19 protein-coding genes are annotated in these 21,748 nt (G+C 62.3%); 10 read left to right on the top strand and 9 right to left on the bottom strand.

Going from position 1 to position 21,748, the window contains the following annotated elements; all coding sequences use genetic code 11:
* Nucleotides 1-31: 31 nt before the first annotated feature.
* The 5 genes from kdpB (at nt 32) to ACMUVN_RS11680 (ending at nt 6,909) form a co-directional block, all read left to right on the top strand.
* The gene (gene kdpB / locus ACMUVN_RS11700; protein WP_183844800.1) at nt 32-2,092 is read left to right on the top strand and encodes a potassium-transporting ATPase subunit KdpB; all 2,061 of its coding nucleotides are present in this window, start codon (nt 32-34) and stop codon (nt 2,090-2,092) included.
* A gap of 36 nt (nt 2,093-2,128) precedes the next feature.
* On the top strand, nt 2,129-2,698 hold the full coding sequence (gene kdpC / locus ACMUVN_RS11695) for a potassium-transporting ATPase subunit KdpC (RefSeq protein ID WP_047612936.1): 570 nt from the start codon (nt 2,129-2,131) through the stop codon (nt 2,696-2,698).
* 301 nt (nt 2,699-2,999) lie between these two features.
* A complete protein-coding gene (locus tag ACMUVN_RS11690; RefSeq protein WP_063476023.1) occupies nt 3,000-5,708 on the top strand; it encodes a sensor histidine kinase in 2,709 nt (902 codons plus the stop codon).
* Complete coding sequence (locus tag ACMUVN_RS11685) at nt 5,705-6,397, top strand: response regulator transcription factor (protein ID WP_047614906.1); 693 nt, start codon at nt 5,705-5,707, stop codon at nt 6,395-6,397. Before ACMUVN_RS11690 ends, ACMUVN_RS11685 begins: the two co-directional genes overlap by 4 nt.
* A gap of 56 nt (nt 6,398-6,453) precedes the next feature.
* Nucleotides 6,454-6,909 (top strand): PTS sugar transporter subunit IIA, encoded by a 456-nt coding sequence (locus ACMUVN_RS11680; protein ID WP_047614905.1) that lies wholly within the window; start codon nt 6,454-6,456, stop codon nt 6,907-6,909.
* Between the two features lie 50 nt (nt 6,910-6,959).
* On the opposite strand, the gene ACMUVN_RS11675 is transcribed toward ACMUVN_RS11680, so the two are convergent.
* The gene (locus ACMUVN_RS11675; protein ID WP_028756382.1) at nt 6,960-7,976 is read right to left on the bottom strand and encodes a porin; all 1,017 of its coding nucleotides are present in this window, start codon (nt 7,974-7,976) and stop codon (nt 6,960-6,962) included.
* Between the two features lie 361 nt (nt 7,977-8,337).
* Here ACMUVN_RS11675 and ACMUVN_RS11670 point away from each other — a divergent pair, with 361 nt between their 5' ends.
* From ACMUVN_RS11670 to ACMUVN_RS11650, 5 genes are all read left to right on the top strand, one after another.
* Entirely contained in the window at nt 8,338-9,363 is a 1,026-nt protein-coding gene (locus tag ACMUVN_RS11670; RefSeq protein WP_047612933.1) for a sulfate ABC transporter substrate-binding protein, read from the top strand.
* Nucleotides 9,364-9,371: 8 nt separating this feature from the next.
* A complete protein-coding gene (gene cysT / locus ACMUVN_RS11665) occupies nt 9,372-10,229 on the top strand; it encodes a sulfate ABC transporter permease subunit CysT (RefSeq protein ID WP_047612932.1) in 858 nt (285 codons plus the stop codon).
* Nucleotides 10,219-11,091, top strand: coding sequence for a sulfate ABC transporter permease subunit CysW (gene cysW, locus ACMUVN_RS11660; protein WP_047612930.1), 873 nt, complete (start codon nt 10,219-10,221; stop codon nt 11,089-11,091). The genes cysT and cysW overlap by 11 nt, the downstream gene beginning before the upstream one ends.
* A gap of 10 nt (nt 11,092-11,101) precedes the next feature.
* Complete coding sequence (locus tag ACMUVN_RS11655) at nt 11,102-12,142, top strand: sulfate/molybdate ABC transporter ATP-binding protein (protein ID WP_047612928.1); 1,041 nt, start codon at nt 11,102-11,104, stop codon at nt 12,140-12,142.
* 252 nt (nt 12,143-12,394) lie between these two features.
* On the top strand, nt 12,395-13,243 hold the full coding sequence (locus ACMUVN_RS11650) for a cell wall hydrolase (protein ID WP_047612926.1): 849 nt from the start codon (nt 12,395-12,397) through the stop codon (nt 13,241-13,243).
* A 125-nt stretch (nt 13,244-13,368) separates the two neighbouring features.
* Here the strand turns inward: ACMUVN_RS11650 and pepT are convergent, their stop codons facing one another.
* The 8 genes from pepT to ACMUVN_RS11610 form a co-directional block, all read right to left on the bottom strand.
* The gene (gene pepT, locus ACMUVN_RS11645; RefSeq protein ID WP_183844797.1) at nt 13,369-14,601 is read right to left on the bottom strand and encodes a peptidase T; all 1,233 of its coding nucleotides are present in this window, start codon (nt 14,599-14,601) and stop codon (nt 13,369-13,371) included.
* Between the two features lie 101 nt (nt 14,602-14,702).
* Nucleotides 14,703-15,455 (bottom strand): metallophosphoesterase, encoded by a 753-nt coding sequence (locus ACMUVN_RS11640; protein WP_097543461.1) that lies wholly within the window; start codon nt 15,453-15,455, stop codon nt 14,703-14,705.
* Between the two features lie 70 nt (nt 15,456-15,525).
* On the bottom strand, nt 15,526-16,584 hold the full coding sequence (locus tag ACMUVN_RS11635) for an ABC transporter ATP-binding protein (protein ID WP_047612917.1): 1,059 nt from the start codon (nt 16,582-16,584) through the stop codon (nt 15,526-15,528).
* A gap of 5 nt (nt 16,585-16,589) precedes the next feature.
* The gene (locus ACMUVN_RS11630) at nt 16,590-17,420 is read right to left on the bottom strand and encodes a carbohydrate ABC transporter permease (protein ID WP_047613474.1); all 831 of its coding nucleotides are present in this window, start codon (nt 17,418-17,420) and stop codon (nt 16,590-16,592) included.
* 4 nt (nt 17,421-17,424) lie between these two features.
* Nucleotides 17,425-18,360: a carbohydrate ABC transporter permease gene (locus tag ACMUVN_RS11625; protein ID WP_183844796.1), complete on the bottom strand. Its 936-nt coding sequence runs from the start codon at nt 18,358-18,360 to the stop codon at nt 17,425-17,427.
* 97 nt (nt 18,361-18,457) lie between these two features.
* Entirely contained in the window at nt 18,458-19,717 is a 1,260-nt protein-coding gene (locus ACMUVN_RS11620) for an ABC transporter substrate-binding protein (protein ID WP_183844795.1), read from the bottom strand.
* A 35-nt stretch (nt 19,718-19,752) separates the two neighbouring features.
* Nucleotides 19,753-20,925 carry a PLP-dependent transferase gene (locus ACMUVN_RS11615; RefSeq protein ID WP_097622717.1) on the bottom strand — a complete coding sequence of 391 codons (1,173 nt, stop codon included), beginning with the start codon at nt 20,923-20,925 and terminating at the stop codon, nt 19,753-19,755.
* Complete coding sequence (locus ACMUVN_RS11610) at nt 20,922-21,644, bottom strand: FadR/GntR family transcriptional regulator (protein WP_047612905.1); 723 nt, start codon at nt 21,642-21,644, stop codon at nt 20,922-20,924. The genes ACMUVN_RS11615 and ACMUVN_RS11610 overlap by 4 nt, the downstream gene beginning before the upstream one ends.
* Nucleotides 21,645-21,748 lie beyond the last annotated feature (104 nt).

Here is a 21,748-nt window from a genome sequence, read left to right as displayed (position 1 = left end):
CGCCATCCTCGTTTCAAAGCTGGAGTCTCTTATGAGCCAGGCAAAATCCGCGAGCATCATGGATTCTCGCATCCTCATTCCGGCTGTGAGCGCCGCTTTCAAAAAGCTCAACCCCCGGGCGCTTGCCAGAAATCCGGTCATGTTTGTCGTCGCCACGGTTTCGGTGCTGACCACCGTGCTTTTCCTGCGCGATCTTGTGGCCGGCAACGGCAATCTCGGCTTCTCGTTCCAGATCAATCTCTGGCTCTGGTTCACCGTGCTGTTTGCCAATTTCGCCGAAGCCGTCGCCGAAGGCCGCGGCAAGGCGCAGGCGGATTCGCTGCGCAAGGCGCGCACCGAAACCCAGGCCAAGCTGCTGACCGCCAATAATGGCAGCGGCTACCGCATGGTGCCGGGCACCAGCCTCAAGGTCGGCGACGTCGTGCTCGTCGAGGCCGGCGGCATCATCCCGTCGGACGGCGAGGTTATCGAAGGCGTGGCCTCCGTCAACGAAGCGGCGATAACAGGCGAATCCGCCCCGGTCATTCGCGAATCCGGCGGCGATCGCTCGGCGGTCACAGGCGGTACGCAGGTGCTGTCCGATTGGATCCGCGTGCGCATCACCGCCGCGGCCGGTTCGACCTTCCTCGACCGGATGATCGCCCTGGTCGAAGGTGCCGAGCGTCAGAAGACCCCGAACGAGATCGCGCTCAACATCCTGCTCGCCGGCATGACGCTGATCTTCGTGCTTGCGACGGCGACGATCCCGAGCTTTGCCATCTATGCCGGCGGCTCGATCCCGATCATCGTGCTGGTCGCCCTCTTCGTGACGCTGATCCCGACGACGATCGGCGCACTGTTGTCGGCGATCGGCATTGCCGGCATGGACCGCCTCGTCCGTTTCAACGTGCTCGCCATGTCCGGCCGTGCCGTCGAAGCCGCCGGCGACGTCGACACGCTGCTGCTCGACAAGACCGGCACGATCACGCTCGGCAATCGCCAGGCGACGACCTTCCGCCCGGTTCGCGGCGTTTCCGAACAGGATCTCGCCGATGCCGCCCAGCTTGCCTCGCTTGCCGACGAAACGCCGGAAGGCCGCTCCATCGTCGTGCTCGCCAAGGAAAAATACGCGATCCGCGGCCGCGACATGGCAAGCCTCAAGGCCACCTTCGTACCCTTCACCGCCCAGACCAGGATGAGCGGCGTCGATCTCGAAGGCTCTTCGATCCGCAAGGGCGCCGTCGATGCCCTGCTCGCCTATGTCAACGGCGACGCACCTTCGAAGAACGGCAGCGAAGTCATGCGCGAGTTGCAATCGATATCAGACGAGGTCGCCAAATCAGGCGGCACGCCGCTGGCAGTCGCCCGCGACGGCCGGCTGCTCGGCGTCATCCAGCTGAAGGATATCGTCAAGGGCGGCATCCGCGAGCGCTTCACGGAACTCCGCCGCATGGGCATCCGCACCGTGATGATCACCGGCGACAACCCGCTGACGGCAGCCGCCATCGCCGCCGAAGCCGGTGTCGACGACTTCCTTGCCCAGGCAACGCCCGAGATGAAGCTGGCGCTGATGCGCGAGGAACAGTCGAAGGGCAAGCTCGTCGCCATGTGCGGCGACGGCACCAACGATGCGCCGGCCCTTGCCCAGGCCGACGTCGGCGTCGCCATGAACACCGGCACGGTTGCCGCCCGCGAGGCCGGCAACATGGTCGATCTCGACTCGGACCCGACGAAGCTCATCGAGATCGTCGAGATCGGCAAACAGCTGCTGATGACGCGCGGCGCGCTGACGACCTTTTCGATCGCCAACGACATCGCCAAGTACTTCGCCATCATCCCGGCGATGTTCCTGACCTTCTACCCGCAGCTCGGCATCCTGAACGTCATGGGACTTTCGACGCCGCAAAGCGCCATCCTCTCGGCGATCATCTTCAATGCACTGATCATTATCGCCTTGATCCCGCTGTCGCTGAAGGGTGTTCGCTACCGTCCGATCGGCGCCGGCGCGCTGCTGTCGCGCAACCTGCTGATCTACGGCCTCGGCGGCATCATCGTCCCCTTCATCGGCATCAAGGCGATCGACATGGCCGTCGCAGCCCTCGGCCTGGCCTAACAAAATTGGCCTGAAACACTCCAAGGAGTCAGAACAATGTTGAAAGAACTTCGTCCGGCGGTCGTCATGATTGTCGCCACCACCGCCATAACAGGCCTTCTCTATCCGCTCGCCATGACCGGCGCCGCCCAGGCCCTCTTCCCAACCCAGGCAAACGGCAGCCTGGTCGAGAAGAACGGCCAGGTGATCGGCTCAACGCTGATCGGCCAGGCCTTCACCAGCGACAAGTATTTCCACGGTCGCCCGTCGGCCGCCGGCGACGGCTACAATGCCGCCGCCTCCAGCGGCTCGAACCTCGGCCCGACCAGCCAGAAGCTGATCGACCGCGTCAAGAGCGATTATGAGGCCGCCAAGGCGGCAAACCCGAGCGCGGCGGTACCGGCCGACCTCGTCACCGCTTCGGGCAGCGGCCTCGATCCCCATATTTCGCCGGAGGCCGCCTATTTCCAGGTGCCGCGCGTCGCCAAAGCGCGAAGCCTGGATGAGGCCAGGGTCAAGGCGTTGGTCGATGGCGCCGTTCAAGGCCGCGAGCTCGGCCTTCTCGGCGAACCCACTGTCAATGTTCTGGCGTTGAACCAGAGCCTTGATGCTTCTATGACTGAGTGAGGGTTGGCAGGTTCAGTGCCGGTTGGCAACAAGGCCAACCCCATTCTCCGTCATCCTCGGGCTTGACCCGAGGATCCATGCCGCAGCTAACGGTGGATGCGGCTGTGGATGCTCGGCTCAAGACCGAGCATGACGGAGGATGGGGCGGGCGTAACGCACCACTTACGGCGCAGACATTTGTGTCAGGAATGCCATCCGCCTGCTGAGCCAAACCATGCCGGCACCTCGGCTAAACTGAGTTGACGAGGGATACGGAGACGTAACGCATTCTCGGTGGCCATCTGCAGAAAGACCGAACTACATGCCAGACGACAATCGCGACCAGGCCGGCAGGCCCTCGCCCGATGCGCTTCTCGAAAAAGCCAGGGCGGAGTCGCGTGGCCGTCTGAAGATTTTTCTGGGTGCCGCGCCCGGCGTCGGCAAGACTTACGAGATGCTGATCTCCGGCCGGGCCAAGATCGCCGACGGTCTCGATGTCGTCATCGGCGTCGTCGAGACCCACGGTCGCAAGGAGACCGAAGCGCTCGTCGCCGGTTTCGAGATCATTCCCCGCGTCGAAATCAGCTACAAGGGCCGGCCGCTCGAGGAAATGGATCTCGACGGTATCCTCGCCCGCCGGCCCGATCTCGTGCTGGTCGACGAACTCGCCCATACCAATGCAGAGGGCAGCCGCCATCCGAAGCGTTACCTCGACGTCAAGGAATTGCTCGATCGCGGCATCGACGTGTATACGACGCTGAACATCCAGCATGTCGAGAGCCTGAACGACGTCGTCTCGCAGATCACCCGCATCCGCGTGCGCGAGACGGTGCCGGACTCGATCATCGACCTTGCCGACGACGTCGAGATCATCGACTTGACGCCGGATGATCTGATCAAGCGCCTGCATGACGGCAAGGTCTATATGCCGCGCACCGCCGAGCGGGCGCTGACCAATTATTTCACGCCCGGCAATCTGACGGCGCTCAGGGAACTGGCGCTGCGCAAGACCGCCCAGCGCGTCGACGACCAGCTGCTCACGCACATGCAGGCCCATGCCATATCAGGCCCCTGGGCGGCGGGCGAACGCGTCCTCGTCTCGATCGACCACCATCCGCGCTCCGCCTCGCTGGTACGCTACGCCGCCCGCATGGCCTCGCGGCTGCGCGCGCCCTGGGCTGCCGTCTATATCGAGACCAACCGCTCGATCAATCTCACCGAGGCCGAGCGCGATACCGTTGCATCCACGCTGCGTCTTGCCGAGCAGCTCGGTGGTGAAGCGATCACCCTTCCCGGCCGCGAAGTCGCCGAAGAGCTCGTCCGCCACGCCACCACCAACAACGTCACCCATATCGTCATCGGCGCCCCGAAGAAGCCGACATGGCGCGATTGGTGGCATCGCTCGATCACCGACGAACTGATCCGCAAGACCGGCGAGATCAGCGTCCATGTCATTTCAGGCAATGAGAAGGACGGCACCACCGCGCGCGGCGTCAGGGCGGCCGCCACGGCGCCGGAACTGGATTTCAGGGCCTACCTGCTGGCGACCGGTTATGTCGCCATCGCGCTCGGCGTCAGCGTCGTGCTCGACCAGGTGCTCGACGTGCGCAACCTCGCCCTCGTCTTCCTGATGGCGGTGCTGACCTCCGCCGTCCTCCATGGACTGCGGCCGGCGCTTTACAGCTGCATCCTCAGCGCTTTATCCTTCAACTTCTTCTTCCTGCCGCCGCGCTACACGCTGACGATCAGCGATCCGGAAAGCGTGCTGGCCCTGTTCTTCTTCCTGGGCGTCGCCATCATCGCCAGCAATCTGACCGCCACCGTGCAGCGCCAGGCGGCGTCCGCGCGCCAGCGGGCGCGCACGACGGAGGATCTCTATCTCTTTTCCAAGAAACTCGCCGGCACCGGTACGCTCGACGACGTGCTCTGGGCGACCGCCTTCCAGCTTGCCTCGATGCTGAAGGTCCGCGTCGTGCTGCTGCTGCCGGAAGAAGGCACGATCGCCGTCAAGGCCGGTTATCCGCCCGACGACACGCTCGACGATGCCGACATCGCCGCCGCCCGCTGGGCCTGGGAGCACAATCACGCCGCCGGCCGCGGCGCCGATACCCTGCCCGGCGCCAAGCGCCTCTACGTGCCGCTCCGAACCGGGCGCGCCGCCGTCGGCGTCATCGGCCTCGACAGCGACCGCCGCGATGGTCCGCTGCTGACGCCGGAGCAGCAGCGGCTGCTCGATGCGCTGGCCGACCAGGCAGCCCTTGCCATCGAACGCGTCCAGCTCGTCGCCGATGTCGACCGGGCAAGACTTGCGGCCGAAGCCGACCGGCTGCGCTCGGCTTTGCTGACCTCGATCTCGCACGATCTGAAGACACCGCTTGCCGCCATCCTCGGCGCCGCCGGCACGCTGCGCGACTATTTCGCCTCGATGCCGGAGGAGGACCGCAGCGACCTGCTGTCGACCGTCGTCGACGAATCCGAGCGCCTCAACCGCTTCATCGCCAACCTGCTCGACATGACCAAGATCGAATCCGGTGCGATGGAGCCGAACCATGCGCTGCATTATGCCGGCGATATCATCGGCAGCGCGCTGCGCCGTGCCGCCAAGATCCTCGACGGCCACAAGACCGAGATGAGCATTCCCGCCGACCTGCCGATGGTGCGCGTCGATCCCGTCCTGTTCGAGCAGGTGATCTTCAACCTGCTCGACAATGCCGCGAAATACGCGCCCGAGGGATCGGTGATCCACATCGAGGGCTGGGCCGATGCCGACAACGTCGTCATCCAGGTTTCGGACGAAGGCCCCGGCATCCCGCCGGCCGATCTCACCCGGGTCTTCGATACCTTCTACCGCGTGCGCAAAGGCGATCAGGTGCGCGCCGGCACCGGGCTTGGCCTTTCCATCTGCCGCGGCTTCATCGAGGCGATGGGCGGCACGATCACCGCCGGCAACCGGACGGGCCGTCCGGGCGCGGTGTTCACCATCCGCCTGCCGAAACCCAACGACATTCCGAAACTGGACGAACTCAGATGACCGGTTCAGCCGTCAAAATCCTCGTCGTCGACGACGAGCCTCCAATCCGCAAGCTGCTCCGCGTCGGCCTGACCGCGCAGGGTTACGAGGTGCAGGAAGCGCCGAACGCCAGCGCCGCCCGGCAGTCGGTCGCCGACGACATGCCCGACCTCATCGTGCTCGACCTCGGCCTGCCCGACAAACCAGGCCACGACCTCTTACAGGAGTGGCGCGACGAAGGGCTTTCCATGCCCGTCGTGATCCTGTCCAGCCGCACCGACGAGGCCGGTATCGTCAAGGCGCTGGAAAGCGGCGCCGACGATTACGTCACCAAGCCCTTCGGCATCAACGAGCTCGGCGCCCGCATCCGTGTGGCGTTGCGCCACCGCCTGCAGCAGCAGGGCGAAAAGGCGATCTTCCAGACCGGCGGCCTGTCGATCGATCTCGTCAAGCGCATCGTCAAGGTCGACGGCAACGAAATAAAATTGTCGCCGAAGGAATACGACATTCTGCGCGTGCTCGCCCAGCATGCTGGCAAGGTGCTGACACACCAGTTTCTTCTGAAACAGGTATGGGGGCCGGCGGCGGATGTGCAGTATCTGCGCGTCTACGTCCGGCAGCTGCGGCAAAAGGTCGAGCAGATTCCCGACCAGCCGCACTATATCACCACCGAGACCGGCGTCGGCTACCGGCTCAGGGAACCGGATTGACCTCCCCTGCCTCCCGCTGCCCGAACAGTATTGAGCCGAACAGCATTGAGAATGACATGAATCTTCCCAACATCATCCGGCCGGAACACACCTTCATCGGCGTGTCGGCGCCGACCAAATGGCGTGCGCTGCAGACCATCGCGGACAAGGCGGCAAAGGCTTTTTCCATCGACGGCCAGGCCATCCTGAAGGCGCTCGAAGCGCGTGAAAAGCTCGGCTCCACCGGCATCGGCAACGGCATCGCCATTCCCCATGCGGCGATCGACGGCATGACCAGCCCGCGCGGCCTTCTCCTCCGCTTCGCCCAGCCGCTGGATTTCGAAGCGATCGACGATATTGCGACGGACATCGCCGTCGTGCTGCTCTTCGGGGAAAACAATCGCGGCGAATATTTGAACGTGCTGTCCGCCATCGCCAGGCGGCTGCAATCGGACGGCGTGCTTGCCGCCATGCGCAAGGCAAGGACGGTCGACGAATTCTATTCCGATTTCATCGCCGATTCCCGGGTGTGAAAAAGGCGCGGCCCGAAGGTCGCGCCCCATTTGTCTGCAATCAGACGATTTTAGAAGTCGCGCTGGAAGCGCAGGAAGCCGAACACTTCGTCGTCGCCTTCGTCCTCATCGTGATATTGCACGCTGAGCTTCGAACGCAGGTCTTCGACAATCTGGTAGTCGATCGTGACACCTGTGGTGTAGGCGCTGCCGCCGGTGAAGCCATTGCCGTCAGCTTCGAGAGCGATGTTTTCGAAGTACTGGAAGCCGGGGGTGACCGACCACTTGTCGTTGATCTTCAGGGCGTATTCTGCTGCGATCGTCCATTCGGACTCTTCGTAGTAGTAGTTGGCGCCGCTCGCCCATACGCCGGCAATGCCGAGCGTGCCAGGGCCGATATCGGCATAGACGATGCCGCGGACAGCGACTTCGCTGGTGTCGGTGTCATAACCGGCAAGCAGGTAGGCGCTGATGGCGCCGGCCTTGTAGGAGACCTGGCCTGCGACACCGAAGTTGTTCGGGCCTTCGCCCGGCTTGGTGGCGTAGTCGTCTTCCAGCTCGTCGACCGAGATGCCGGCCGCGAAAGCGCCGGACTCGTACTGATAACGGATCGAGTTATGGGTCGTCTCGTTGCTGGCGAGCGTATCGGTCTCGCCGCTCATGTCGTCATCCCACCAGCTGTACAGCTTACCGACGCGGAAGCCGGCGATGTCGAGATAACCTTCGTCAAGCAAAGCTTCCTGGTCGGAGGCATTGTCGACATTGTAACGCAGGGTGATGACGCCGGTGAGCGTACCGTACTCGGTGTCGTTCTTGGCCTGGAAGGTGACCTGACCGCGAGTCCAGAAGTTTACGTCGGAATCGCCGGCTATGTCGTCACCGAAGCGCACTTCGGTACGGATGTAACCGCCGATCGAAAGGCATGTTTCCGTCCCCGGAATATAAAAATAGCCGGTCCCATAGGCGTCGCAAACGCGAACATATTCCACGGGCTCGGGTTCCGCCGCCACGATGGCGTCGGCTGCGCGGGCTCCGGAGGCCGCGGCAAGGGCGGCAACGGAGGCAAAAAGCATAGTTCTGATATTCATTTTGAATGGCCCTAACAGGTTTGGAATGCGAGGCGCACTTCAAGGGTTGCCCCCGCGTAGCGGCCGGTGAATACGACCGCACGGAGGCCATATAGGAATCCGCAAGTGTCATCGCGGCAAAATCCAGGCAAAAATCTGCCGGACCATGTCGTTTTCGTGGAGGAACTGTGGCGAAAAAAACACGGTCCTGCCGCACGGCCGTAGCTGACCCCATTGGCCGCGGCCAACTTCGGCACGTCCATTTCCAAATTGCCCCTTAAATGGAATGACATTCTAACGGCAGTGCCGGAACCGGAAGAACCTTCGTTTCATTATACGACTGACTTGATAGTGTTTAGGCACAAACACGGAGGGTTCCCCAATGCAGACACAACGGCTCACCCGGCTCATCGCAGCCGCGGTCATGGCAGGCAGCTTCGCAATCGGGAGCATCGCTCCTGCATTCGCGGATCAGACGCTTCTTAACGTTTCCTACGATCCGACCCGCGAATTGTATAAGGATTTCAACGCCGCCTTTGCCGCCAAGTGGCAGAAGGACACCGGTGAAACCGTGACGATCCAGGCATCGCATGGCGGCTCCGGCGCGCAGGCCCGCTCCGTCATCGACGGCCTCGACGCAGACGTGGTCACCCTGGCCCTCGAAGGCGATATCGACGCCATCGCCAAGAAGACCGGCAAGATCCCGGCCGACTGGAAGTCCAAACTGCCCAACAATTCAACGCCCTATACGTCGACGATCGTCTTCCTGGTCCGCAAGGGCAACCCGAAGGGCATCAAGGATTGGGGCGACCTGATCAAGGACGACGTGCAGGTCATCACCCCGAACCCGAAGACCTCGGGCGGCGCCCGCTGGAACTTCCTGGCCGCCTGGGCATGGGCCAAGCAGGCGAATGGCGGCGACGACGCCAAGGCGCAGGAATATGTGACGAAACTGCTACAGCACGTTCCGGTTCTCGATACCGGCGCCCGCGGCGCGACGACCACCTTCGTCCAGCGCGGCCTCGGCGACGTGCTGCTCGCCTGGGAAAACGAAGCCTATCTTTCGCTTGAAGAGCTCGGTCCCGACCAGTTCGAGATCGTAACGCCGGCCTTCTCCATCCGCGCCGACCCGCCGGTCGCCGTCGTCGACGGCAATGTCGACAAGAAGGGCACGCGCAAGGTCGCCGAAGCCTATCTCAACTACCTCTATTCGGACGAAGGCCAGAAGATCGCCGCCAAGCACTTCTACCGGCCGATCAAGCCTGAAGCCGCCGATCCGGCCGACATCGCCCGCTTCCCGAAGCTGACGCTGGCGACCATCGACGACTTCGGCGGCTGGAAGGACGCACAGCCGAAATTCTTCGGCGACGGCGGCGTATTTGACCAAATCTACAAGCCGGCCCAATAATAGACTTCATGAAAGCACATAGCCCCACGCGGTGGCGGTTCAAGCGGCCGAGCGTCATTCCGGGTTTCGGAATGGCGCTCGGCCTTACCTTGACCTGGCTCACCCTTCTGATCCTCATCCCGCTCTCGGGCCTTGCCGTCCGGTCGAGCGCCCTCGGCTGGGAGCAATTCTGGTCGATCGCGTTCGATCAGCGCATATTGAACGCGCTGCGCATCAGCTTCGGCAGCGCCTTCATCGCCGCGACCATCAACGCCATCTTTGGCATCATCCTTGCCTGGGTGCTGGTGCGCTACCGTTTCCCCGGCAAGCGCGTCATCGATGCCATGGTCGACCTGCCCTTCGCGCTGCCGACCGCCGTCGCCGGCATCGCATTGGCGGCGCTCTATGCGCCGAATGGCTGGGTCGGCCAGTTTCTGACGCCGCTCGGTATCAAGATCGCCTTTACGCCGGCCGGCATCGTCGTGGCGCTGATCTTCGTCGGCCTGCCCTTCGTGGTGCGCACCGTGCAGCCGGTCATGGAGGAAATCGACAAGGAAGTGGAGGAAGCCGCAGCAACGCTCGGCGCCAACCGCTTCCAGACGATTTTCCGCGTGTTGCTGCCGGGGCTGGCGCCTGCCGTGCTCACCGGCTTCGCGCTCGCCTTTGCCCGCGGCGTCGGCGAATACGGCTCGGTGATCTTCATCGCCGGCAACCTGCCGTTCAAATCGGAGATCGCGCCGCTGCTGATCATCATCAAACTCGAAGAGTATAATTACGCGGCAGCGACCGGCATTGCGGCAATCATGCTGGTGATCTCGTTCGCCATGCTGCTCGTCATCAACCTCATCCAGAGCTGGAGCAGGCGGAGGTACGGCTATGGCGCTTGATGCGACCGTTCAACCCGCGAAGCTGCGTTCGGTGACCACCGAAAACAGGATCGCGCGCTTCACCCTGATCGCCATCTCGCTGATCTTCCTGCTGCTGATCCTGCTTCTGCCGCTTGCAGCCGTCTTCGTCGAGGCCTTCCGCAAGGGGCCTGCCCCCTTCTTCCAGGCGCTCGCCGATACCGAGACCTTCTCGGCGATTCGCCTGACGCTGATCGTTGCCGGCGTCAGCGTGCCGCTCAACCTCATCTTCGGGGTTGCCGCCGCCTGGGCGATCGCCAAGTTCGAGTTCAAGGGCAAGGCCTTCCTGACGACGCTGATCGACCTGCCCTTCTCGGTGTCGCCCGTCATATCGGGTCTGGTCTTCGTTCTGCTGTTCGGGTCCAGCACCTGGCTTGGCCAGTGGTTCAGCGCGCACGACATCAAGATCCTATTTGCGGTGCCGGGATTGATCCTCGCGACGATGTTCGTCACCTTCCCCTTCGTCGCCCGCGAACTGATCCCGTTGATGCAGGAACAGGGAACTGCCGACGAGGAGGCAGCCCTTTCGCTCGGCGCCAGCGGCTGGCAGACCTTCTGGTACGTGACGCTACCGAATATCAAATGGGGCCTGCTCTACGGCGTGCTGCTCTGCAACGCCCGCGCCATGGGCGAATTCGGCGCCGTCTCGGTGGTGTCGGGCCACATCCGCGGCCAGACGAACACCATGCCGCTGCAGGTGGAGATTCTCTACAACGAGTATAATTTCACCGGTGCTTTTGCCGTCGCCACGCTTTTGGCCTTGCTCGCGCTCGTGACTCTTGTTTTGAAGACGCTGCTGGAAATGCGCTATAGCGCTGAAATCGCCGCCAGCCGGCGGCACTGAAGGATTTGGAATGGAAGTACGCGTTCAAAACATTCGCAAGGAATTCGATCGTTTTCCGGCGCTGCACGATGTCTCGCTCGACATCCGCTCCGGCGAGCTGATCGCACTGCTCGGCCCTTCGGGCTCCGGCAAGACGACATTGCTGCGCCTGATCGCCGGCCTGGAAAGCCCGACCGAGGGACTGATCTTCTTCGGCGACGAAGATGCCTCGAAGAAATCGGTGCAGCAGCGCAATATCGGCTTCGTCTTCCAGCATTACGCTCTGTTCCGCTACATGACGGTGCTCGAAAACGTCTCCTTCGGCCTGAAGGTCAGAAGCGGTGCGCGGCGACCGCCGAAGGCCGACATCCGCCGGCGGGCGCTGGAACTGCTCGAACTCGTGCAGCTTTCCGGCCTTGAGAAACGCTATCCGGCCCAGCTTTCCGGCGGCCAGCGCCAGCGCGTGGCGCTGGCCCGCGCCATGGCCGTCGAGCCGAACGTGCTGCTGCTCGACGAACCCTTCGGCGCGCTCGACGCCCAGGTGCGCAAGGACCTGCGCAAGTGGCTGCGCGAGATCCACGACCGCACCGGACACACCACCGTCTTCGTCACCCACGACCAGGACGAGGCGCTGGAGCTTGCCGACCGCGTCGTCGTCATGAGCCAGGGGGCGATCGAACAGGTCGGCACGCCGGACCAGGTCTACGACAATCCGAATTCTCCCTTCGTCTTCGGCTTCATCGGCCAGTCGAACTGCCTGCAGGTCGAGATATCGGACGGCGACATCCGCTTCGACGGCCGCTCGCTCGGCCTCAATGCCGAGGGCGAACCGGATGGCGCGGCGCAGCTCTACTTCCGCCCGCATGACGTCAGGCTCTGCGAATCAGCTGAAAACTGCATCGCCGGCCAGCCGGTCTCCAGCCGCCGCGTGGCCGGCACCCGCCATATCGAACTCGATATCGGCAACGACCGCCCGCATATCGAGATCGAGCTGCCGCCGAGCGAGGCGGAAAGACTCGACCGCAACCGCGTGGCCTTCAAGCCGACCCGCTGGAAGTTGTTCCGCAGTTGATGGAGATTATTCCGCGCGTCTTTTTAGGCCGCGCAAACGGCGCTGTAACCTTTTGAGTTGCTGCATAATTCCTTAATTTTCAGGAATTATGCAGCAGGCGGCATCAGGGCTCATCGCCGAAGTCGCACATGGCGAGAGTCCTTCAGGCTTTTTGTGATCTAAGGTTGTTTGTATTTCAGTCATATGACGAGTAAAAGATTTTGCGCGTTAATCATAAAGGGCTGGACTAATCCCGATAGGAGGCACCTGGCGTTGAGGGCGGAGATTTCCTTTGGAAAATCCCTGATCGGGATTTTGTTCGTAGGGCTGGCAGCCGCGGGCTGCACGACGACATCGAAACCGGCGGCAACGGCGGCGAAGACCACGACGAAGCAGGTTCAAACCGCAAAGGTCACCTTCAATTACACGGCCAAGGATCGCGAGTGCCTGCAGCGCGCCATGTATTTCGAATCGCAGCATTCCGATGAGGACGGCTACATGGCCGTCGGGACCGTTGTCATGAACAGGCTCACCTCAGGCGCCTATCCCACGTCCATCTGCGGTATCGTGGCCCAGAAAAGGCAGTTCGCGCCCGGCGTGATGACTCGCGAAGTCAAGCCGCAAGCGGAAACGGAGCTTGCCAGCGCGGCGGATGCGATCCTTATCAAGGGCGCGCGCCATCCTGCGGTGAAGGATGCGATGTTCTTCCACACCGAAGGGCTGAAATTCCCCTACGACAACATGCATTATGTGACGGTCGCCGGCGGCAACGCCTTCTACGAGAAGCGCGATTCCAACGGCATGCTTGAAACGCCGCCGCCGCTGCCCTCCTACGAGGTGGCAATGAATTATGTGCCTGGCGAAAGCATGCTGCCGCCGCAATTCGAGGCACTGATACCCTCGGCCGTTCCCGTTCCTCTCCCGGCTCCCGACCCCATGGCCACGGCGAGCACGGCATCGATGCAGATCACGGCGCCGGTGACTTCTCCGGCACCGGCGCCGGCACCGTCAATCGAGCCCGAGCCGGGAATGCCGATTGCGATCCCCATTCCCCGCCCGGCCTATGACAGCGTGATGCTGCGCGAAAGCCTGCCGGCGAATGTCGCTAAACCCGCCATTTGAGAACTGCCCATAGCGCCGTGCGTCCTTTCGGACGCACAAAGGACGCACTGACACTTTCACCGCTCGCATCGTGCTTTCAAAAATCGATTCCGATTTTCGCGCCGATGCGCTGGAGGCAAGAAGCTTTAGGCGCGCTCTTCCCAGACCTTCGCCAGTTCCACGATCGTCTTAACGGCCTTTTCCATGTCCTGCCGGCTCACCCATTCGAGCGGCGAGTGAAAAGCATGGCCGCCGGCGAAGATGTTCGGGCACGGCAATCCCATGAAGGAAAGGCGCGAGCCATCCGTGCCGCCGCGGATGCTGCCGCGCACCGGCGTCATGCCCGCCCGGCGCACCGCCTCGACAGCGTTGTCGACGATCTCCGGGTGACGGTCGAGCACCACCTTCATGTTGCGATACTGCTCCTTCACCTCGAACCGATAGGTCGAGCCCGGATAGGCTGACATCACGTCTTTGACGATGGCTTCGAGCATGGTTTCCTTTTCCACCAGCCCCTTGTCGGTGAAGTCGCGGATGATCAGACTGAGCGTCGCCTTCTCCATCGAGCCGGTCACCCCTGTGGGATGAATGAAGCCCTGCTTCCCCTCGGTGGTCTCAGGCGCGACATCCCTAGGCAGCCGGTCGATGATAGCGCCGGCGATCTTGATGGCGTTTTCCATGCGGTCCTTGGCGAAGCCGGGATGGATCGCCACGCCGGATATGCCGATCTCGACGCCATCGGCCGAGAAGGTCTCGTCCTCGATATGGCCTGATGTCTCGCCGTCCATCGTATAGGCGAAGTCGGCACCGAGCTTCTTCAGGTCGACCTTGTTGACGCCGCGCCCGACTTCCTCGTCTGGTGTGAACAGGATCTTGATCGTCCCGTGCCTGATATCGGGATTGTCGACGAGGATCTGGGCGGCGGCCATGATCTCCGCCAGTCCGGCCTTGTCGTCGGCGCCGAGCAATGTCGTGCCATCGGTGGTGACGATGTCGTTGCCGATCTGGTTCTTCAGTTCGGGATGATCGCTGACGCGGATCACCCGGCTGGTGTCGCCGGCAAGCCTGATATCCCCACCCGCATAATTTCTGACGATCTGCGGCTTGACGCCAGTGCCGCTGAAATCGGGCGCCGTATCCATATGCGAGCAGAAACAAATGACCGGAACCGTCTTGTCGCTATTGGCCGGGATGGTCGCATAGACATAGCCGTGTTCGTCGAGATGTGCGTCCGCAAGACCGATCTTCAGCAGCTCCTCGACCAGAACCCGTCCGAGGTCCTTCTGCTTGCCGGTGGTCGGCTGCGTCGACGAGGAAGGATCGGATTGCGTGTCGATGACGACATAGCGGAGAAAGCGGTCGAGAACAGTGTCGGTCATGGCATCCAATCCAGCAAGAGCACGCGAAGGATATAGCCCTCATGGGCGATGCGGCAAAAGATTTTTCCGCGCGGCACGTGAGGAATGACCATGCAATCCTTTCATACGCCCATGTCGGATGCCGGAACCGAGACCACGTGCGAAACCAACCTGCCGTCGCTGACCTCATGCATGAGAAAGGACGGAGCGTCGATCACCGAAAGATCGGGCCGGCCTTCCAGCAGAAGCGGATTGGGCGGGCAGAGGGAGCCGCAGGTCTGGACAGGGATCGATCCCAAAAGACCAAACGCGGGGCGGTGGACATGGCCGCAGAGAATCGCCAGCGGCAGCTTGTGCATCGTCTCGAGGCAGCCGAGAAGCGCACTGCCGTTCCTGCATCCGACCTGGTCCAGCGCCTCGATGCCAATCCTAAATGGCGGCTGATGCATGAACAGAAGGGAGGGCATCGTCACGTCGGCAAACACGCTCATGAGCCACGGCAGATGCGGCAGGACGTCGCCGTAGCTCTGACCGGCGACGGTCAGATCGACCCCGAAGAGAGTCAGGCCATCGACGGCTGTCCGGAAGTGCATCGGGCCCGTCGCGTTGATCCACGTGCCAACGGCAGCAAGTTCGGACCGCATCAATCGCACATCGTCACCGTTGCCCGGCAACAGGTGGACAGGGCAGTCCAGCGACCGCAGGCATTCGGCGACCAGGCGATAGCCTTGCCGCCATCCGTCGTCCACCAGATCTCCGGTGACAACAAGCGCATCCGGGCGGAACATCCTCAGCCAGCCGATTGCTCGCTCCAGCGTCTGGAGCGACGAAAGGTCCGGCCTGGCATGGATATCGGATATCTGCGCGACGAGCATATCGTGCCTCCCATCTCTGCCGGAGACAGTATGCCGAAACCGACAGCATCGGGCTACCGGCCTTAACCTTTCAATCGACGCGTTTTCCCTCGTCGTCGAACACATGCAGATATTGCGCCGGGAAGGCGACGTTGACCTTCGGGCCGGCCTTCAGCGCTTCGCGGTTCAGCGTGAAGATCTTGAACGGCAGGCCATGCAGGGAAAGGTGCAGGATGATGCCGAAGCCTGTGGGTTCGACGAGTTCCACATCCGTGGCAAGGCCCGCGCCGCCGTTGCTCATCACTACATGCTCCGGCCGGATGCCGAGCGTCACCTTTGCCCCGTCGGCAAGCGGCAAAGGCTTTGCAAGCGGCACGATCGTGCCGTCCTTCAGCCTCACGCCGCCGGCATCATAGGTGGCCTCGAGGAAGTTCATCCCCGGCGAACCGATGAAGCCGGCAACGAAGAGATTGGCGGGGCGGTCGTAGAGTTCGAGCGGACTGCCAACCTGCTGGACCACCCCGCCATGCATGGCGACGATCCGGTCCGCCAGGGTCATTGCCTCGATCTGGTCGTGGGTCACGTAGATCGAGGTCGCCTTCAGGTCGCCGTGCAGTTTCTTGATCTCGGCGCGCATCTGTTCGCGCAGGCGGGCATCGAGATTGGACAGCGGTTCGTCGAACAGGAAGGCCTTCGGCTGACGCACGATCGCGCGACCCATGGCGACGCGCTGGCGCTGGCCGCCGGAAAGCGCCTTCGGCCTTCGCTCGAGCAGCGGATCGAGGCCGAGCTTGGCGGCGGCCGCGGCCACGGCGCTGGTGATTTTCTCCTTCGCCACCTTCCGGAGCTTGAGGCTATAGCTCATATTGCCGGCGACGTTCATATGCGGATAAAGCGCATAGGACTGGAACACCATGGCGATGTCGCGATCCTTGGGATGCAGCTCGTTCACCCTGGTGCCGGCGATGCGGATCTCGCCTGATGTGACATCCTCCAGCCCGGCGATCATGCGCAGCAGCGTGGACTTGCCGCAGCCGGACGGGCCGACGAGCACGACGAATTCGCCATCCTGGATTTCGAGCTCGACGCCGTGCAGCACCTGCACGTGGCCATAGGCTTTGCGGATATTCCGGATATCGATCGATGCCATTTTGTTTAACCCTTGACCGCGCCGGCCGTCAGGCCCTGGACGAGATAGCGCTGGATGAGCAGGAAGAAGAGGCCGGCCGGAATGAGCGCCATGATGCCCGCCGCCATCATCTGCCCGAAATCCACCGAGAATTTCGAAACGAAGGTGAGCAGGCCGACGGGGAAGGTCGCCGCGTCATTGCCGTTGATCAGCATCAGCGCGAAGAGCAGTTCGCTCCAGGCGGCGGTGAAGACGAAGCCGAGCGTGGCGGCGATGCCCGGCAGCGTCAGCGGCAGGATGATCTGACGAAACGCCGTGAACTGCGTCGCCCCGTCGATCATCGCCGCCTCTTCGAGATCTCTCGGAATGCCGTCGAAGAAGGACTGCATCAGGAAGGTGGCGAAAGGCACGTTGAAGGCAGTGTAGACGATGACGAGCCCGGTCAGACTGTTGGTCAGATGCAAGGGCGACAGGATCTTGAAGATCGGCGCCACCAGCATGACCAGCGGGAACATCTGGGTCAGCAGCATCAGGGCGACGATCCAGTATTTTGCCCGGAAATTGAAGCGCGACAGCGCGTAGCCGGACAGCGAGGCGCAGATCGTCACGGTCACCGCCGTCGCGGTCGAGACGATCAAGCTGTTCTTGAAGAAGGTCGGAAAGGCGCTGTGCTCCAGCACGAAGGCATAGTGATCCCATGTCGTGCGCGACGGCCACATGCGCACACCTTCGGTATAGAGCAGGTCGTTCGGCGTCACCGAAACCTTGAGCAGCCAGAACAATGGAAAGAGCGCGAAGGCGATGTAGCAGAGGATCGCCAGGCGGTGTGCGATGGTCGGAATGACGGATCGTCTCATCATCTCAATCCTTGTTCAGCAGCGTCTGCCGAAGCAGGATGATCAGCATCGAATAGGCAAGCAGCAGCACGAGCAGCACCAGCGCGATCGCCGAGGCATAACCGAAATCGAGCCGCCGGAAGGCCGTGGTGAAGATGTAGCTGGCGACGATCTGTGTGCGATCCGCCGGCCCGCCATTGGTCATGACGACGATGAGATCGGCGAAATTGGAAATCCAGACGGTGCGCAGCAGTACGGTGATGGCGATCGTCGGCGCCAGAAACGGCAGGGTGATCGAGCGGAAGCGCTGGAACCAGCCGGCGCCGTCGATCGACGCCGCCTCATAGAGATCGCGCGGGATCGCCTGCAGGGCGGCAAGCAGCGTGATGGCGAAGAAGGGAATGCCCCACCAGACATTGGCGGCAATCGGCCCCCACATCGCATAATTGGGATCGGAGAGGATATTGCCCGGCTCATGCATCAGCCCAAGGGCGAAGAGCCAGTGCGGGATCGGCCCGATGACGGGATTGAACAGCCAGGCCCAGTTGAGGCCGGCGAGGAAGGACGGCACGGCCCAGGGCAGGAAGACCAATGCCTGCGCGATTGCCCGGCCCTTAAACGGCTTGTCGAGCAGCAGCGCCAGGATCAGCCCGAAGACGAACTGCAGGACGACGGAGGCGCCGGTCCACCAGAGCGTGTTCCGCAACGCCCCATAGAAGGCGGCATCCCCGGCAAGCTCGCGGAAATGATCGAGCCCGACGAAGCCGCCGGAAAACGGATTGAGCAGCTGGATATCGCGGAAGGCATAGGAAACACCGACCGTCAGCGGCACCAGCATCACCGCGATGATCAGGATCAGCGACGGCGCGCTGTAGAGATAGGGCTCCGAAGCATCGGCAACGCGACGCAGCCATGGCCTGCGGTCGCGACGCATGTTGAGCGTATCGGCGGAAATGGTCATCAGCCAAGGGTTCCCGTTCGCGGCGTTCTTGCGCCGTCTGCGTCATAAAAAGAAGCGGCGGCGGCCTGTTCTGCAGCCGCCGCCGTCGGTCCGTCGCTTACTTCTTAGCGAGGAACTTCTGCTGCGCCTTGGTGAGGTAGTCCGCCCACTGATCGGCCAGATCCTTCGCCGAGATATCGCCGAGCAAGGCCTGCTGCGAAGTCTTGATCGCCAGCGAATCCTTGAAGAAGGCGAACTCCTCGAGGTAGGTCGGCATGACTGTGGGCACCGTGTTCGGGTCCGCCAGTTCCTCGAACCAGCCCTTGAACTGGTCACCGGCATAGAAGGGATCCTTCTCGGCCGCCGTATAGGCCGGCAGGGCGCCGATGCGCTTGTTCCACTCGATATTGCCTTCCGGCCCTTCAAGGGTGGCGATCAGCTTCCAGGAGAGATCCTTGTTGCCGCTGGTTGAAAACATCGACCAGCCGCCATAGCCGATCGTCGGGAAGGACTTGCCGTCGGGACCCTTCGGCAGCGGCATGACGCCGAAATCTTCTTTTTTCATGCGTTCGGCAATGGCGATCAGCGCATCCGGATCCTGATCGAGGAACGCGCAGGTGCCGGAATAGAAACCGGCGACGACTTCGTTGAAGCCCCAGTTGACGCTATCCTTCGGCGCATAGCCCTTCTTGTAGAGATCGACCATCCATTCGATGCCCTTGGCCCAACCGGGGCTGTTCATCGTCGAGGTGCCGTCGTCGTTGAAGTACTTGTTCGAACCGGCCATCGTGGCGGCGAAGATCATCCAGCCGTTGAGACCGCCCGGTCCGCCGCGCATGCAGTAACCGTATTTGCCGGGGAGCTTGGAAACCTTTTCCGAAGCGGCGGTGAATTCTTCCAGCGTCTTCGGTGGCGCGGCCACACCGGCTTCCGAAAGCAGCTTCTTGTTGTAGAACATCGCCCTGAGATAGAAGCCGTAGGGCAGCATATAGGCGGTGTTCTTGACGTCGCGGCCGAGTTCGAGCGCGCGCGGCGTCAGCTCCTTGGTGTGCTCCCACTTTTCGAGGTAGGGCTCCAGGCTCTCGAGCATGCCGTTATTGGCATAGAGCGACAGCCAGGTATCGGGCATTTCCATCACATCGGGCACGTCGCCGGCCGATACCATGGTCGCGAACTTCTGGAACGCTTCGTTCCAGGGCAGCGAGATGATGTCGACCTTCGTGCCGGGATTGGCGGCTTCGAACTTGCCGACGATCGATTTCAGCGTTTCGGTGCGCTCCGGGCTGGTGATGACTTCGACAAGCTTCAGCGTCGTATCGGCAAAGGCCGTGCCCGCCATCATCGAAGCAAAGAGCGTTGAGATTATTAGTTTTTTCATGGCTCAGTTCCCCCTTGTTAGGTTTCTCTCAGGTTTCAGGATAATGAGGCGGCGGCGAGCGCCTCCTCGATGTCCCTCCACAGAGCCTCGGTTCCTTCGAGGCCGACATGGAGGCGTACGGATCGCGCATGGATGCCGAAGGCATGTGCGGAATTCGGCTGTGCCTTCTGCTGAAGCACCACCTCGCCCGGTACGATCAGGCTTTCATGTCCACCCCAGCTCACACCCAGTTTGAAGAGCTTGAGGTGATCGGCGAAGGCGCGGATATCGACGCCTTCGCGGAAGATGAACGAAAACAGGCCCGAGGTGCCGTTGAGGCCGGCGGGCAGACGGTTGGCGAGCCCGGGATGGCAGACCGTCTCCACCACATCGAGCTTCTGCAGGCGCCTGGCGATTTCAAGCGCCGATGCCTCGTGGGCCTTCATGCGCAGCGGCAGCGTGCGCAGGCCGCGGATCAATAGCCAGGCGTCGAACGGCGAAAGCTTGCCGCCGAGATAAGGATAGGCCTCGGCCTTGACGCGCGCAATCATCGCCTTCGAGCCGGCGATGACGCCCGCCACCACATCGCTGTGGCCGCCGAGATATTTGGAAGCCGAATGGATGACCAGATCGACGCCGAGCGTCAGCGGCCGCTGGAAGAACGGGCTCGCCCAGCTGTTATCGATCATCGAGACGACGCCGTGTTGCCTGGCGAGCGCGGCAAGCGCGCCGACATCATGCGCCTCCATCACCCAACTCGTCGGGCTTTCCAGATACAGGACCTTGGCGCCGGGCAGCGCCCTGGCGACGGCTTCCTCGTCGCGGCCGTCGACATAGGTCACCTCGATCTTCATCCGCTTCAGGATGGTGCCGAACAGACGGAAGGCATCGGGATAGACATGCTTGACGGCGACGATGCGGTCGCCCGGCTCGACGAAGCTCAGCACCGCCGACGAGATCGCCGCCATGCCGCTGGCAAAACCCAGCGCATCTTCCGCTCCTTCGAGCTTGGCCAGCATTTCCTCGAAAGCGCGCACCGTCGGATTCAGCCCGCGCGTATAGATCGGCCGCACCTTCTCGCCGCGATAGGAGGCGATCATCTCGTCATAATCGGCAAAGGTGAAAAGCGAGGTCTGGAAAATCGGCGGCACGACGGCTTCGGCGAAATTGCCTTCGTCGTGCGCCGTAATGAGGGAGGCAAGGTCGAACGGTTCTGCGCCGTTGCTCATTTGGACATTTCCTTGATGTCTTCTTCGACGATGTCGAGAATTTTCAATGTTTCCAGACGCGCCGCCTCGGGATCCCCGGCAGCGATCGCGTTGAAAAGCGTGCGGTGAAAGGGAAAGGACCGGCGGGCAAAATCCTGCCGGTCGAACGGATGTTCCCAGAAGCGCTCGAAGGTCTCGCGCATCTGCTCGAGCAGCTGGCGAAACAGCGGATTGTGGGTGGCGTCGTAAACGGCGAGGTGGAAGGCCAGATCCTCCGGCCCGGAGGTGCCTTTCTCCAAATGCACCCGCTCCATTTCATCGAGCTTTTCCTCGATAACGACGAGATCCCTTGCTGTGCGCCGCCGCGCCGCGACCATGCCCGCCTCGCATTCGATGCCGCGGCGGACCTCCAGCGTCTGCAGCAGCGCGTCGCGCAGATGCACCGCGTCGAACGACAGCGGCATATGGATCGTCGCCCGGGAAACCGGCTTCAACAGATAGGTGCCGCTGCCCTTGCGCGTCTCGATGACGCCGAGCGCCTGGAAATGGCGGATCGCCTCGCGAATGGTCGAACGGCCGACGGCAAGGGCTGCCATCAGCTCCCGCTCGGCCGGCAGACGGTCACCCGCCTGCAACCGTGCCTCCTCGACATAATCCGCCAGCGCATCAGTCACCTGACGCGCGCGGTCCATGACCGGAAGCGGCCGGATCACCGGCCTGTCGCTACGATTTGCCTTCATGGTTCCCCATTTTCTTATCAGGCAGTCAGCGCGTGAAATTGGTCTGACATCTTAGCATTTCTCAAAGAGCGAAAGACGTCAAGCAGTGATTTTCGGCAAAGAAG

It is taken from the genome of Rhizobium sp. IY2 (assembly GCF_047532935.1).
GTDB lineage: Bacteria > Pseudomonadota > Alphaproteobacteria > Rhizobiales > Rhizobiaceae > Rhizobium > Rhizobium anhuiense.
Note: the sequence above shows the minus strand (reverse complement) of the source record. Positions and strands in the feature narration are given on the sequence as shown.

Excerpts from the sequence above, each read along its gene's own strand:
- kdpB (WP_183844800.1), top strand. The coding sequence starts at position 32 with ATGAGCCAGGCAAAATCCGCGAGCATCATGGATTCTCGCATCCTCATT.
- kdpC (WP_047612936.1), top strand. The coding sequence starts at position 2,129 with ATGTTGAAAGAACTTCGTCCGGCGGTCGTCATGATTGTCGCCACCACC.
- ACMUVN_RS11690 (WP_063476023.1), top strand. The coding sequence starts at position 3,000 with ATGCCAGACGACAATCGCGACCAGGCCGGCAGGCCCTCGCCCGATGCG.
- ACMUVN_RS11685 (WP_047614906.1), top strand. The coding sequence starts at position 5,705 with ATGACCGGTTCAGCCGTCAAAATCCTCGTCGTCGACGACGAGCCTCCA.
- ACMUVN_RS11680 (WP_047614905.1), top strand. The coding sequence starts at position 6,454 with ATGAATCTTCCCAACATCATCCGGCCGGAACACACCTTCATCGGCGTG.
- ACMUVN_RS11675 (WP_028756382.1), bottom strand. The coding sequence starts at position 7,976 with ATGAATATCAGAACTATGCTTTTTGCCTCCGTTGCCGCCCTTGCCGCG.
- ACMUVN_RS11670 (WP_047612933.1), top strand. The coding sequence starts at position 8,338 with ATGCAGACACAACGGCTCACCCGGCTCATCGCAGCCGCGGTCATGGCA.
- cysT (WP_047612932.1), top strand. The coding sequence starts at position 9,372 with ATGAAAGCACATAGCCCCACGCGGTGGCGGTTCAAGCGGCCGAGCGTC.
- cysW (WP_047612930.1), top strand. The coding sequence starts at position 10,219 with ATGGCGCTTGATGCGACCGTTCAACCCGCGAAGCTGCGTTCGGTGACC.
- ACMUVN_RS11655 (WP_047612928.1), top strand. The coding sequence starts at position 11,102 with ATGGAAGTACGCGTTCAAAACATTCGCAAGGAATTCGATCGTTTTCCG.
- pepT (WP_183844797.1), bottom strand. The coding sequence starts at position 14,601 with ATGACCGACACTGTTCTCGACCGCTTTCTCCGCTATGTCGTCATCGAC.
- ACMUVN_RS11640 (WP_097543461.1), bottom strand. The coding sequence starts at position 15,455 with ATGCTCGTCGCGCAGATATCCGATATCCATGCCAGGCCGGACCTTTCG.
- ACMUVN_RS11635 (WP_047612917.1), bottom strand. The coding sequence starts at position 16,584 with ATGGCATCGATCGATATCCGGAATATCCGCAAAGCCTATGGCCACGTG.
- ACMUVN_RS11630 (WP_047613474.1), bottom strand. The coding sequence starts at position 17,420 with ATGAGACGATCCGTCATTCCGACCATCGCACACCGCCTGGCGATCCTC.
- ACMUVN_RS11625 (WP_183844796.1), bottom strand. The coding sequence starts at position 18,360 with ATGACCATTTCCGCCGATACGCTCAACATGCGTCGCGACCGCAGGCCA.
- ACMUVN_RS11620 (WP_183844795.1), bottom strand. The coding sequence starts at position 19,717 with ATGAAAAAACTAATAATCTCAACGCTCTTTGCTTCGATGATGGCGGGC.
- ACMUVN_RS11615 (WP_097622717.1), bottom strand. The coding sequence starts at position 20,925 with ATGAGCAACGGCGCAGAACCGTTCGACCTTGCCTCCCTCATTACGGCG.
- ACMUVN_RS11610 (WP_047612905.1), bottom strand. The coding sequence starts at position 21,644 with ATGAAGGCAAATCGTAGCGACAGGCCGGTGATCCGGCCGCTTCCGGTC.